Source organism: Xylanibacter sp. (genome assembly GCF_057607445.1).
Map to the genome: position 1 here is coordinate 14248 of NZ_DBLZAX010000007.1, position 15470 is coordinate 29717.

A 15470-nucleotide genomic window follows, 5' to 3' on the forward strand; every position below is an offset into this window, starting at 1 on the left:
GTCACATTATTGGTTGAATGCTTTTTGTATCAATGTTTTGTTGAGGAAACAGATGCCCTCTGCTATTATTAGCGGCTGGTGGTACTTGAAGCCGTTGTCCTGGTTCTTGCGCGCTTTCATGTACTCCGTGTCGTATTTCTTTATGTAAGCGGCAATGCTAGCCGGCAAGTCGGCTATGTCGTCGCGAAGGTCTTTGTCGGCCTGCGGATATAGATGCGTCCTGCGGCTTACAAAGTCGATGAAGATGTTCATGAACTTCTCGAAATTCGGCACGCCAGAAAAGTCGAAGTTGCTCATGTCGTTGGCAAAATAATCACCGGTCAACTCCGTTTCGGTGCGTATCTCCTTCGGCGTACCTTCAGAGTCAATATATCTCACATTCTCTTCACCACAGATGTCAGAGTCTGTATGTGCACCTTTTTTCTCAACTTTGGACTCTTCCACCAAACCCTTGGCCACCTCGGCCTTGTTGTCTACCTCGATTTCGCTACGGTATTTAACTTTCATTTCCTTGTCGATGACAAGACCTACACCGGCGTTCAAACATTCTGCATAATATTCCGAAGCAGCACGTCCGCCGGCTGAGTTGCGCAACCAATGGAACAGGCGCCCGCCCTTGCCGAACGACAATATGTCAACACTGTCGATGTCCAAGTTTTCGGCCTTAACGGTGTTTCCTATGAGCATTCCAGAATAAAAGAGAAGCAAGCCTGTGACGTATGCCGGGATGGTGAATACGAACTTGGCATCTTGGTCTATCGAAGTGTAAAACTCCTCATAGTCGTCCGTACTCTTGAGCTGGTCGAAAATGCTGTTCAGGTAATACGGGGCTTTTTTAGGTTCATCGAGCATCTCCTTGATATTGGCGACGTACACGTCGGTCTTCTTGCTCTCATGGAAGTTATAGAGAGCCTCGCGGAACTGTCTCGACTTTATCACGGCGTTGAAGAACACCCCGGCCGCCAGGCGGACAGAGCTTTCCCTGTATAGCGTCGGCTTGTTGCCGTTGTTCACATCGTTGGCAAGAAGCAGTATGTCACTTGTGCTGCCTCCAACGTCGATGCCGAGGAACATTTTGTTGCGCGTCAGGCCGAAGTCTTGTGACAACGCAAAGCTGCACACAGCCTCCGCCTCAGTTGGAATTTCATAGTCATCGGGCATGAATTTACTTGTTCCAACTATAGGTGTTATCTTCCAAGCTTCTTCAAATATTTTCGTCATCTCGGATATGTCGGCTTCCATCATCGAACCGGGATAGCTCCATACAATGCGTACAGGACAGATGTTTTTCTTATAAAGGTATGCGCAGACATTAAGCCACACTGACTTGATGAAAGCCCTTTTCCGCCTTCGGCCACGGTCGTCGTCAAGCCATTTCATGTTGTAATGCAACTTGCCGGCCTGAGTGGTTATCTCATAATCATCCATGTCGCATACACGCACGTTAGGCCTGTTCACCGGCACCCCTCCTACTATTTCGTCGCCTTCCTGACCTGCATCATAATACCTCGGGTCATGCTCATGCAGCCATGACTTCAACTGGCCGTTGGCTGAAGGATAGTTACTGAAGAACAACAGTTCATTGATTTCGGCCACTGAACGAGGATTGGTGTTTTCCTTGCCAACGAGCACCATGCGGTTGTTCTCGAAAGCCACAGGTTCGGCATTCCTGTCCCCATCTTTGAAATACACGCAAGTGTTGTTGCTGCCGAAATCTATGCCAACAACAGCTTTACCGCGAAGGTCTTTATCTGAAAGGTCTTTCACCACCTGCGGACGGAACATCAAGAAGCCTGCATGCACATCCTTGCCCGTATCTTTCACCGTAGCCGACAGCCCGGCCATCGGCACATCGGCCGATATTATGTTATACTTCGGCAGCTCGTCACCTTGTCCAGGCGGATATGTCAGGAGTCTTGTCACTTTCACCTTCTTTTCCTCGTCAGGCTTAAGCTCATAATCCCCAGTAAAGAAATCGCCGTCGATAGTGTGGACAAAATCCCCGTCTTTGCCGGCTGTCTTGAATATCGGGGTAAACCGTTCCTTAGCTTCTGAAGTGAACTCGGAATAGAGGTAATACTTGTTCCATTTATTTGACACGAAGTCAGGCCACATTATTACGTGACCAAGGTCTGTCATCCAGTCGATTTCATACTCGCGCGTGTTCAGTGTCACTGACTGTCCGTCTATTTCCACTACGAGAGTCACGGCCAGCTGTCCCGAGTCAGTAAGCTGGGCGGTAAGTTTTGTGTTGCCTCCATCGATGTATCCGAGAAGGCTTGATAAACTGTTCTTAAATATTTCAACGCCGCGCTCTGACAACGGCAGCGAGAAATAATTTGTGTCACCGTTTTGTATGTCTTTCACCCTGAGCAGAAACACCGACCCGTCGGCGAGCTTCGGGCGTTCGTTGGCTTCCTCTGTCCAACCAATCACATATTTGTCGTCGCTCAAGAGGCTTTGTATGTCGCCTATTTTCTGGTAATCGCCGTCGTTAGAATAAGTGAAAGTGAAGTCAGGCTTCATATAAACGGGCACGTCGCTCTTAAACAACAGCGAGAAGGGATTGGCCAAGTTAGGATACTTGGCTATCGGACCTTTGTCCCTCAACCTGCCTCCGCCGCGCTGCATCAGTATGTTCTCCCAGTCGCGGCTCATTTTCTTGAAACCGCCGATACTGACCGGTCTCTTGTTACCACGCTGTGAGTTTATTTTTTTCTCAAAGGCGTCGATGTTGCAGTTCATGTTCTTCACGAAGAGATAAACCTTTTGCAACTGGTCTGGAGTGAGGAATTTCGTTGGGTCATCGAACTTGCCTTCTCTGTACCATGATATGTCGCTGGCGTCCTGGCCTATATTTGTGTAATCAACGCCGGTGAAAACGCCGGTGAACGGCGAGGTGCCGCCTACGAGGTGGTCGCGGTAATATATAAGATGGATGTATGGCTGGCGGTCAGGGTCGGGGTCGTCCTGGTCGTTCCACAGGTCTTTTTCGTCAAAGAGCATACGCCCGAATGCCGAGGCGATGTCGTAATCGTCTCCCTTGACGTTCATCTTCAACGGATTGGAGAAGCGCACGCGATCGGGGAAGAGGGCTATTACGGCCAAGAGTCCTTTCCACTCGTTGTACAACAGGCCATAAAACTGCCATAATCCGGCTTGGTTGATGTTAGGGTCGGGCGCAGCCAGGGTCTGCATGGCGAATTTGAACAGCTTGGCCCTCGCCCATGGCGTAGGCACTCCTGAAATCAAGGTGCCCAACTTCTCTGCCGTCAGGCCTTCAAGGATTTTCCCCGTCTCTATGCCTTGTATGTATGACACAGCCATGTTAAGGTCGTTCCATACGCCTTTACCACCCGTGGTTATGTCTGTGTAACTTTTTATCAATAATGCTTTTGACATGGCTCTTTCTTTTTGGAAATTAAAGAAGTTAAAGAAGGTTGAACAAATGTTTTTTTACACATACAATTACTCTTACCCCTCTTGCTCCTTCCTTTCTTTTTTATTTAAACTTATATAATTTTGCCAGCGTGTCAAACACCAACTTATAAAGCTGTTCGCCTTTGTTTGTGATGTTTTGCCACGACTTGTTGCTGTCTCTCTCGCTGATGAATTCCTTCTTGAACGAGTTGAACTTCGAGCCGAACAGACCGGTCTTGAACTTGTTATCCTTGCCCGTGCCTTCGTTACGGTATAAAGAGTCGTTCCAATCCATCTTCATCAGTTCCTTGTAAGATGTTGGGTTGAACAGTGAGGTGTTGAACAGGAACTTGTCGTCACTGCCAGCCGAGCGGTACACCTGCTTCAGCCAGCCTTCCTCGAGGCTGCCACCACCTGTCTTCCTTACGAAGAACAGGCGGAAATAGTTTTTCAGGGCTTCCACCTGGTTGACGTCAATGTCCTTAAACTCTTGTATTTCTTTCTGGTTGCCTGAACGTACACTCTCCACGAAATCGTCTTCACCGTTGCAATACAGTGCGAAGACTATCAGCATACCGAACTTCTGGCAGAATTCCTTTTCCCTTTCAGTGCCTACAAAGTCGGCAAAGTCGAGGCGGCCGTCGTCGGCAACGGCGCGGTAGAGATATTCGGTGTTGGTCAGCCGCTTGTTCTCTGCGAGCTTGCTTTCGTCAGCGTTATAGAAGTCAAGGGCGGCCGAGGCGGCAAGAAGTTCTATATAGTGTGAGTCGTTCTTCTGTTCCGAGCCTCCGGTGATAGTCTGTTGCGCGTTGCCTTCTTTACGCGCCATCGGGTTCCATGCCATATTGTCGGTGCCTATCATGTAAAACCTCTGGTAGGTCTGTTTCACGGTTGTGTCGTCGTCGTAAAACATCATGGCCACCTGTGAGTTGAGGGCGAACTTGTCGCTCGTGGCTATCACTTTCTGGTTTTCCAGTTCGGTGGAATTTGGTGTGTTGAAACTGAAGTAAGCCGTTAGCAGCGTTGAGCCGAAATACACGCTTTGCAGCACATTGGCCGCACCGTTGCTCATTATCTCGGCGGCCTTGGCTATGGCTTGCGGTATGATTGGGATTGACGACGCCCCCGTGCCGCCGAACACCGAACCGAGGATGAACACGCGCGGGTTGCCGTTTTGCGAGGCCTTCGTCAGTTCACTGAGAAAGTTTTTCATGTCGTTACCGGCCTGTGACTGCGCCGCCTCGATGATTGAGTGGTACATCATCATCGAGCCGAGATGGGTCTGGGCGCGGTAGCCGTGACGCAGGTTAAAGTCCTCAACCTGTTTTGTCAGCACCAAGTCGGCCAAATCGGCTTCCTCGCGATTGTTGTATTGGGTCGTGTCATAGTCGAACACAGCCTTAAAGCTGCTTTTGTTCTCGTAATCGGGACTGAACTCATAATACTTTATATTGGCTGAGAAGAACGTGTCTTTCAGCGCCGTGCGTGCTGCCTTGTCACGGCCTTTGGCCTCGAGGTAAGCGTCTTTCAGTTCCTTGAGGCGTGAGAAGTTGCCGTTGTTCTTGTCGGTGTCGAGCGCAAGGAGGTGTATTTCAGTGTCGTCGAACATCCCCATCGCACACAAGTGGATGAGCGCCTCTATGCACCTCATCCCTGTGCCGCCTATTCCTAAAACAAAATATTGTCGTGCCATACGCTTGTCATTTTTTTACCTTGCCCAATATAGAGCCGAACTTTGTACGGCGGAACACAAACATCAACGCCACGCCTACCACGACGTAAATGCCGAGGTTTATGAAAAGACACTTGGTGTTGCAGGCCTTGAACATACTCTGGAAGCCGACGTTGCGTATGGTGTCGGTCACTACGAGGTCGTTATACAGCCAGAAGCCGAGCACGGCCACCACGCCTATAATGATGTATGCTATGCGGCGTTTTATATATGAACGGTCGTTGCCGCCTTCCCACGGGAAAAGGTTGGCTACGAGGAAGGCCAAGGCGATGGCCACTATTGACACTATGACAGCGTAAATCATCGTGCTGTCCATCAGTTGTTCTACTTGTTGTAAATTAGTTACAGGTATCATGATTATTGTTTTTTAGTTGATTATCGTTTGTTTGCTTTAACGTAAATTGTGTAAATGGGACTGGTGGCCATCATATCCTTGATTGACGGCTCGGCAAGGCATTGCTTTATGCTCTCGGCCAACGAGACGTTTTTTTGTCCAGGCTGGTCGATGCTGTCGAACGTAAACATCGCCTCATACTGTTTAAAGATGTTTTCGGTGCTTGATATGCAAATGTCAAGCTTGAAATAAGTGCATGGGGCGCCTGTGAGTATCGACGGGTCAAAGTTCTGCGTGTCGAAATGCAGGTCTATCACACCGTGCTTCTTAAATTCGCTTTCGTCTATCTTAACAAAGTTCTTGTATTCAGTCGGTGTTATCTTTCCGCCAACCTTCTGCCCTGCGTTCTTTGCGTTGCAGAAATTTGTGAATTCTTGGCTTATGTCATACGAACGCACCGTCACATCGGTAATACGGTAGCCGCCGAAGCTGTTGCGGTCGATTTTCAGCTTGCCGGTGAATGCCGCCCCGTCAGGCAACGGTTGCCCTGTGCTGTTTGACACGGCATTGACGATGTAAGGCTCAATGGCATCTTCCCAGTCAACCTGCCACTCCTGAGCCTCGAACGTGCCGAAGCCTTTCACCTGTGCGCTAAGCATTTCGTTGGGCGTAGTATGCGTGCTTTCTGCTGCCAATGCCGGGTGACTTGCCGAAAGGTGGAACATCTCCACCTGCGGATAGGCCTCAAGCTTCACTGTCTGGGTTATTTTATCATAGATGTTGCCTTCAAGCCTCGAGTCTGTGAATATTATGTAAAAGCGCTTCTTATTATATATTGCTCCTTTATAAGGTTCTTGATACGGCTCTGAAAAGATGTAAATATCGTGCCCTTTCTTCAGCCATTTGGTAAAGGCGTCTTTAAGGTAAGGGTTGTTGACGTTGCCGAGGGCTATTGACTTCTGGAAATACTCGCCGTCGGTAAGAAGTACCGACTCGTTGCGGCTCTCAGCCATCTTTTCGGCAGCTGTCTTCAGATCAGCGTAGTCATAGTTGGTTATTGACTTCAACAGGCTAAAAACATTGCCTTCTTCTTTAGTTATCTGAGCACCCTTTATTGAATAGTATTCGTCTGCCGCATCAACCCACGATGGTACCAAAGCTTGATAGAACGGCGAGTTCTGTCCGAGCACATTACACGTAGAATAATCCACATAAAGTACAAGTTCGTCATCTATATCCTCACCACCATGTCTAAAATACGTTTCATCAAAATCTTCAATATCTTTAAAATATTCTTCTGTTGATTCTGGTACATATGTATTATATGTATTACCACTAACACATGAAATAAAGGCCACACAGCCCGAAACAGCCAACAAAAGATTCTGCAGTTTTAATTTTGGTTTCATTTTCATAGCCGCAATAAAATAAGTCACCGCCAGCACCCTCAAACGGATAGTTTTTGGTATTAAATTTTTTACGGCACAAAAAAAGCGTGGGTACTTCTGCTATCCGTCCCACGTCTAAAGGCTCTCGCATTGCCCGATATTGAAGAACGGACAACGTTATAGCCCACGCCGATATGAATATACACACTACATTTGTCATGCAAATATAATCCAGCTTACTCTCTGCGAAGCATACAAATGAGTGCGAAATGAATTCACATCCCGGGGCGTTCACGTTGCCTTGCGCTCTGACAATATCGTTTGAATTTGCGAGATTCTTAGACGTCAAAGACAAGACGTTTGCAAACGCCTTTTTTACATGTCGTGTCTCAACCCACCCTAATTACTCCACATATGAAGTTATCGGCGTGTGCTAAAACGGGGGTAAAGTTAAATATTTTTTTTGTAAAGAACAAATAATCTTTAATAATAATTATTATTGTTTTATTCAAAAGTTTTCATGACACATTTTAACCACGCTAAACAACTGTTTGAACAACTTGAATCAATTTATCTTAAAAAGATTTAGAGGAAAGATGGCTTAATGATAAATTGGCTAATTTTGCAACATCGGCTAATAGCCGGGAAACGATGTGAGGAGGCGAACGACAGGAAACGGAATGAAAGAAATTTATTTTTGATGTGACATATGAAAAGGATTTTATTTATAATAACCGCGGCAATAATTCTTATGGCATGCGCCACGACAGACAGGCAACAGAATGACAGGAAGAAACAGGAGAAGGCAGAGATGATAAGCAGGGCGGTGTGCAACCGCGACTTCAAGATAAACGTGCAGACGGCTCACCCTACGAGGGGCATGTCGGTGCAGCTGACGGCAGACTTCGACCTGAGGATTAAAGGCGACAGCGTGGTGTCGTATCTGCCCTACTTCGGCAGGGCTTACAACGTGCCTTACGGAGGCGGAAAGGGGCTCAACTTCAGCGGCGTGACAGAGGACTTCAAGATAACGCAGCCTAAACGCGACAGAAAGCACGTGGAGTTCAGCGTGAAGAACGATGAGGATACATATAAATTCCACATTGATATTTTTGACAACGGCAGTGCGTCGATAAACGTCATGCCGCAGCAACGCGAGATGATATCGTTCAATGGCGAGATTGAACTGCACGAATGACGCCACAACGGCGACCTTGAAAGAAACCATTATGGAGATAGATGCATAGACTAAAATGTAAACATTTCGGACGTCAGCCGAACAATTAACGCTCTCAGAGCAGCGATGCTATTCACAAATACGGGATTTTACATGAAAAACGCCCAAAATAGGGCGTTTATGTTAAGTCTTTATCATTCAACACATTACGCACGCTGAGCAACAAAACAGCAAGAGTTAAAAATATTACTCGCCCACTTACGGTGCGAAAGTGGGCCTTTTACGAAGTGAAAGCAGGCCGTTTTCTATTCAAAAGTCATAGATTAAGACACAAAAAACGCATGTTTTGGCTCGTTTAAAACAGCTAAAAGCAAACGTATGTTAATAAAGAAGACATGCAAGCGCATTAAATTTAACATCCGTTACACATCAGATTTCTAGATTGAAAAATTATTTTGTCCTAAATTTTTACTACCAGCCAAACTATATGTCAAGGAGTCTTACAGTCAAGAAACAACATCCTTAAGCGAAGCAAAAAATACGTTTGATTCTTATGTTGTAAGACCTAAACCAATTATACATATTGTCTTAATTCAGCAAAAATCAAAAAATTAAGATGCATATATAAAAGCTGCAAATCATAATTGGTCTGTGCCTAGTTTCGTTTCTCAATCTTCCATTATTACTTCTAAATAAAAAAGGAACGCGCCGTTGTTGCGCGTTCCTTTTTTAAAGAAAGAGAGTGTTTATTTCTTGGTTACGTTAAGTTTGGCAACCTTACTGCCGGCCTTAACCAGATATATACCTTCGGGGCGGCTGTTCATATCGATACATACAGCATCGGCAGAACGGGCTGTAGCCGTAGCCACTACATGTCCGGCTGAATCATAGACAAATACAGGCATGCCAGCCTCAAGTCCGTAGACATAAATGCTGCTACCGTCTGCTGTGATGCGTATGCCGTCGTTTCCGTCAACGGTCTCTATGCCGCTGGTGAACACGCGCACAATGTTAGAGCCAACCTCGCCATAGCCAGAGTAAACAGCCTTAACCTGATATTCGTTGTATTCTGTAGTCTTGGCCGTGTTGTCGAAATAAGATGTCTCGGCTATCGGAGCAGCAGTAAGCTTGCCTCCGTTGCAGTAGACATTGTATCCCTCGAAGCCGAAGAGTGGCGACGTAGACTCGCTGACAGCCTGGGTGCGCAGTCTGACATCGGCAGACGGAGCCTTTCGTGATGCGACGTTGAAAGCGCCGAAGGCCGGAGCCTGCGCGGCCGAACTGAAGTCGGCATAAGGACGCAGCACTATCGTTATGTTCCAGTTGCCGTCGATATCATTGTCGGTCAGTGTCTCCCATGTAGTTCCGTCAGAAGAGTAGAGGTCACCCTTGCCGACAACGGCAGGTCCCTCATCGTATCCGAGCGGTACAGATATCTCATTGTGCTCAACATAGAGTACCACTCTGAGCGTACGGTCAGGATTAATCTGCAGCGGAGTATTCAGTTTGATATTGTTGAAACTATACTGGCGCAGATTAGTGACATACTGCTGGCGCACGAGATCGGTACCCTCATAAACGAGCAAGAACATCTGGTCGGGAACGTTATTTACATAAACCTCAACCTCTGAAAGCGACAGATGGCCGTAAGACTGCAAATCGTCTGATGTCCACTGTACGCCGGCGAAATATCCACCGCCGCTGGGCAGACCGGCAGCATCGTGTGCCGTACCGCTATGCCATCTGAGGTTGATGCCGTCGCCTATAGCCGGAGCACTCCAGTAAAGCTGCACTCCATCAGAAGTTTTCTCGGCAGAAAGCATGCCCGGAGCCTGATAGTTGTTGCTATAGTCTACAACTGCCGTAACAGGCTCTGACAGCTCGCTCAGACCGGAAGTAACGTAGATAGCGCTCACCTGATAGTTATATGTGCCAGGCAGCAGGTTATGATCAGTGTAGCTTACGGCTGTAACAGGCTCCTCGTTGAGTTTGACACCGTCGCGGTAAACATAGTATCCGTGGATGAGAGCATGGTCTTCTGTATCAACAGAAACTGCGTCAACATACTGAGATGTCTTGCCGGCATCGCTTCGCAGGGCCACGTATGCTACAGATGCAGGCAGCGTAAAGCTGAACTTCTGCCAGTTTTCAGTTGTCGTGACAGTTGACAGCTTCTGGAAGTCGGCCTCCGACGTAGAGCTGCCCGACGATGTATAGACAGATATAGAGCCTACGCCTTTGCTGTCGTTCTCATTGCGTGCCACAAACGAGAACAGATTCTCGGCATTATCAGCCTCACCTACAGGAATTATCAGCAGCGAGCTATTGCCGGCTGCAGCCTCAACAGACTTGTTGCCCTGATAAGCCGTTGCAGATGTCACGGTCCATGCATCATTGCTGTTTATCCAGCCTTCGCGTGCGAATACAGAACCATCGGTCTGTCCTTCAGCGCTCTCATATACAGCGGCATCGAGGGTTGCGGGGTCAACGAACGAGAGGTTAACGTTGTAGCCACACTCAGCCGGCACGGCCTTAATGTCAGAAGGAGGAACACAGTCGCCTGCGTCGACAATAGTAACAGTAGCTGCCTGAGACTTGTCAGACACAGAGCCGTCTATATAAACCGTCTGTACAGCATAGCTATATGTACCGGGGTCGGTTTCCTCGGTTGTATATGAGCGATATTTCAGCGGTTTGTCGTTCACCTTTACATCGTTGCGGTAAACGTTGTAGCCTTCAAGACCGAGTATTGTTCCCGGGTCAAGGAATATGAAGCGCGCGCTGGTTGGTCCCTGCAATGCAAGTGCAAGAATGTTGAGTCCTTCCTTAGTAGTGATGAGCGACATGCCGCCAGCAGCCGTACCCGTCTCCGGACTGAGTTCAGGATAATCCTTAAGGTCGACAGAAGCCATCTTCTTGCCTGTGGTAAGGTCATACATCGACACTACATACGGATTTTCATAACCCTGCTCGAAGGCATAAAGCACGCCGTTATAATAAGCCGTTCCGGCCGCACCAGGATAAGACGGTCCTGTGCCAAGCTTGCTTCCTCGCTTATCTATGTAGATGGATGTCTCCCAGTCGCCAACCTCAAAGCCTCCGCGGCCGTTGTCGAGGTCAGGTATGTAAGCCAGATGGCGTGCTACTTCCGAGATAGAGATAGTGTCTGTTGCCACGCGCTTGTTCATGTCTATCTTATAAATCCAGTTGCCGTTTGTAGAGGCATAGAAGTCCTCGCCGTCGTATGCAAGGTTGCGTATTCCGTTGTCGACACCGTCTATCGAGAATCCTTCAACAAACTCGCCGTCAAGTGTATACTTGTTTACAGCCCCCTTGACGCTGTGCATTGTGGTGTAGATATACTCGCCGTCTGAAGCCACGCCCATCTCACCTGAGATGTAGCCCTTAAACTGGTTGATATACTCAAGACAGCCGTCGTTAGTGTTAACCTTGGTTGTCGTAAGGTCTATCGGGAACGACATGCCACCTTCTACAGGCAAATCCCAGCGCAGACGCACCGTGCGGTTGAGTTCAACGTCAGCGTTGATATTGCCTGGAGCAACAGGAGTGCCAAGGTCTAGTATCTCTGCCGTTACACCTGAGGTGAAGCCAGACACGCCGCCGTCGGCATAAACAGAGCGTACTTTGTAGACATGTTTGCCAGGCTCTGTCACCTCATCATGATAAGTAAGCTCACTTATAGGAGCCGTGGTTATCTGAGCGTCGTCGCGGAACACCTCATAGCCTACAGGTGCGTCTTCTGCATCGTCAGCCGGTGCAAAGTGAGCGGCAATGTTGACGTTACCCGTACCACAACCCATACGTGAGCATGTTGACCACTCTGAGCCGTCGGTTGATATAAGATTACTCTTTCCCTCTACGGCCGTTCCGGCATCCATACCTATAGGCATCATGCCCGCATCGTGTGCCACGATGAACGCAACAATATAGTCGTGTCCGCGCTCAACGGTCAGAGGCTCGCTGAGAGTAACGGTGTTGAACTGTCCGTACTTGATGTCAGAAGACTTTACAGTCTGTGTGCGTACGGCCTCACCGTCCTTGTATATCTTAAGAGAAAGGGCCTGACAAAGCTCCTTAACATAAACGTCAACCTTGTCGAGCTTCATGCCGCGATGCTCAATGAGGTCGTCGCCAGTCCACTTGGCTCCAATCCTGAAGATGCCGCCGTCGACAAGTCCGACGCCCGTGCTGCATGTGCCGTCGTCGTAACGCAGAGTGGCCTCATCCTGACGTGTAAGTCCGGGTTGGGTCCATGCCAGCGACACATTCTTGTTTTCAGACACACTGGCGCTGAGTCCTGTCGGTGCGAAGTAAGGAGCTCCCACGGTCATCTTGTAGACAACAGAGTCAGAATGGTTGGTCTCTACGTCATTATAGATAGCCGTAACAGTGTATTTATATTCGCCACGTATAACGCTTTTGTCAACATAAGCAGTTTCTGCCAATGGTTTCTCGTTAAGGCGCACGCCATCGCGATATACATTGTATCCCGAAGGAGTAGCCTCTGCTTCGCCGCTCTTCCATGCCAGATTGACGTCAATGCCGTTCTCGCTTGATGCCGTAAGCTCTACTGGACGCGGTGTGGCGCAAGGGCCGACAGCCGTATAGCTGACATCTATCTTTCCAGCATCAACGTCTGGCAGAGTGAATATATTGAGATCAGCAGAATAATCCTTGCCCACAACACCCTTTATGGCATTATAAGTAATCTTAACTTCCTGCTTCTCGCCGGCCTTCAGCACTCCAGCCTTTGGCGAATAAGAGAGCCAGTCGCCTGCATCACACAGCTTGTACACATAAATTCGGGCCGGTGACTGCTCCATTATGCCCACCAACGACAATGTTCCGTCAAACAGACTGGTTGTTGTCTCTATTCCGGCACCATATATCATCGGCGTGTACTGATAATCAGGCGTGTCAGAAACCTCGTGCTTAACATCAGTAAGCCTGCGTGTATTAAGGTTATACTGGCGCAGCACGATGCGGTCAACGCCCTGATAAGACATCTCCTCATGTGAGAGCCACAGATAAGGACCGCCGGGAGTTGTATTATCGTAAGCAGAACCGTACACGTCAAGACTCTCTTCGTCAGAAATGTTGCGCATGGCCGAAGTTATCTTGCCTTCACGGTTAATGCGGCATATAGTGTTAGAACCGCCTGCCCAGAACTCATCGCTCCTTGGGTCGTAGGCAATGTGGGTGATGTTTATCTTAGGATCGTCAACAATGGTTATAGTCTTGACAAGCCGTTTGTTGCGCAGGTCGAGCTGATAGATGGCATTAGTGTCATCGCTTCCGTAGAAATAAGTTCCGTCGAACGCCATATCGTCCACCTTATAGTACATGCCCTCAACATCGAACTCTTCAATGAATCTTCCGTTGCGGTCGTACTTATAGAACTTGCCAATGTTATACCATGAAGATGTGTAGAAGTATTCTCCGTCGAAAACGATGGCCGACTGCAAATCGCCCGATGCGCCGAAGCTCTGCTGCAGCTGGAAGCGGCCAGATATGTCGCCAGAACCTATCTCATGGTCAGCCAGCATGCGCCACATAACCTCACCGTCGCCCGTATTTTCAAGCGTCACGGTCTTTTCAATTTTATCTTCAACATTAAGGTCTTCATGCAGCTCAGTCTCACTGACAGAAAGAACCGGAGTAGTTACATTTACGACCTCGTCGTTAGCTGAAGAGTTCTCAACGATCCATTTACCCTTATATAGGTTATGGCCTTCCTCGTCAATGATAATGGTATATGTGTCAGCCTCAATCTTCTCAAAGCTAATCTTGCCGTCAGCACCAGCCTTAGCATTATATCTGCCTCCGCCGTCACCTTCGAGCGAGACGCTGCATCCGGCAAATGGAGTTCCGCCTGCGAGAACTGTCAGGCTGGCTGAAGTCCATTCAGGATTCCATACCTTTATGTCGTCAACATACCAATAGTCGATATAGAAAGCCTCCTCACCATGGGCACGGAAACGTACCTGGAAAAGATTCCCCGTAAGATACGGGCTGAGATCTATCAGCTCCTGGCGCCATGAATATGTACCCTCGTCGCTCAGATAATACTTGCAGCGTGTCCAGTTCTTGCCGTCGCACGACACTTCTACAGAGAGTGTGTCGCCCGTGGTGCTGTTATAGTTGAGCATACGAAGGTCAAAACGCAGCCATGTGTTCTTGACATCTGTTGTATTGAGCTGTCTCGAAATGAGCGACTGTGAATAGTTCTTCAAAGAAGAATACTGATATGCAGCACAAGGATCAACAAGACCATAGGTATAATAATCTACCCTCCACTTACTTGGATTACCGGCATCGTCAGCAGGTGTCGACCACTTGTCGGCATCAAGCACCCACGAACTGAAGTCGTCTTCGAAAGGAAGAAGCCTTATGTCGGGCACTTCCACATTGACAGGCTCTGACATTCCGGTCTCGGTGCCATCTTCATAAACAGCCGTAACGGTATAAGTGTAGTTGCCGTAGTCGGGCACATCGTCAGAATATACCAGACTAACAATAGGTTCAGCATTTACCTTGACAGAATTTCTGTACAAGTTGAATCCAACGAGCGGATTGCTTGCAGCAGCCTTAAGCGGGCGCACGTTGTTAGTGCCGACAAAAATGTCGTCGATAAATAACATGAAAGCCTCATTCGACACACAGTTTATCGTAACATATTTTGCGTCCTTAGGTATCTTATAGCTCATCAGTGTCCATGTGGTAGGCACCTCTACATAGTCGCCATCTGAAACCCATATAAAGTCAGAAGCACGCTTGCCAGTGGTTGAATATCCCACACGGATGCGTTCAAGGCCATAAGTGTCATTATAGCTCTTTGCCCTGAAGCTTATCTGGAAGTCTCTGTCAAAGTTCAGCTCAGGCGATATAATAAAGTCGTTGCTCTGACCCTGAACGGCAAAGTCAACCAGCATCTTGGTACCGGAATATGGCTTTGCATCGGGATCGTCGGCAACAGACGGAGTTGTCTTTGCCACATTCATAACGATGAATGCCATCTTGTTGCCCTGATTAGGAAACGATGTCGCAGCCCATGTATATGTCTGTTCATTGTCCATGTCAAGATACTCCCACCCTACACTGCCGGGAGAGTTGATGACAAAGTCAGGATGGCCTTCAAAGTCATCATAATATCCGTCGGTAGGCTCCGGACTGTTCCACTGCAAAGTAACAGTCTTGTCGTCTACTCCAACCATGTGCAGTCCGTCAGGAACGCCGTCGGCCGTTCCCTGCAACGACATCCGCGTAGGGGCAGCCCAATGCTGTGCTGCCGGAGGCGGAGCTATATGCTTTGGCTTTACTCTTAAGCTGTCGGCAGCTGAGACGCTCAGAGCCGCAGCTGAAGCCAATACTGAAAGAAAATATCCAATATATTTCATC

The 15470-nt window shown here is 48.2% G+C and carries 6 protein-coding genes; 1 reads left to right on the plus strand and 5 read right to left on the minus strand.

From position 1 onward, the window contains the following. Positions 1–6: 6 nt before the first annotated feature. The 4 genes from ACZMIG_RS06945 to ACZMIG_RS06960 all read right to left on the minus strand — a co-directional run bounded on the left by ACZMIG_RS06945 (position 7) and on the right by ACZMIG_RS06960 (position 6895). Positions 7–3402 (minus strand): hypothetical protein, encoded by a 3396-nt coding sequence (locus ACZMIG_RS06945; protein WP_487889351.1) that lies wholly within the window; start codon positions 3400–3402, stop codon positions 7–9. Positions 3403–3502: 100 nt separating this feature from the next. Further along, positions 3503–5113, minus strand: coding sequence for a hypothetical protein (locus ACZMIG_RS06950; RefSeq protein WP_053398191.1), 1611 nt, complete (start codon positions 5111–5113; stop codon positions 3503–3505). 7 nt (positions 5114–5120) lie between these two features. Beyond that, positions 5121–5507: a hypothetical protein gene (locus ACZMIG_RS06955; RefSeq protein WP_193391574.1), complete on the minus strand. Its 387-nt coding sequence runs from the start codon at positions 5505–5507 to the stop codon at positions 5121–5123. A gap of 20 nt (positions 5508–5527) precedes the next feature. Then, entirely contained in the window at positions 5528–6895 is a 1368-nt protein-coding gene (locus ACZMIG_RS06960) for a hypothetical protein (protein ID WP_239684886.1), read from the minus strand. Between the two features lie 688 nt (positions 6896–7583). Here ACZMIG_RS06960 and ACZMIG_RS06965 point away from each other — a divergent pair. Next, positions 7584–8072, plus strand: a complete 489-nt coding sequence (locus ACZMIG_RS06965; protein WP_487889352.1) for a DUF4251 domain-containing protein — start codon at positions 7584–7586, stop codon at positions 8070–8072. A 725-nt stretch (positions 8073–8797) separates the two neighbouring features. Here the strand turns inward: ACZMIG_RS06965 and ACZMIG_RS06970 are convergent. Beyond that, positions 8798–15469, minus strand: a complete 6672-nt coding sequence (locus ACZMIG_RS06970; protein WP_487889353.1) for a rhamnogalacturonan endolyase family protein — start codon at positions 15467–15469, stop codon at positions 8798–8800. Position 15470 lies beyond the last annotated feature (1 nt).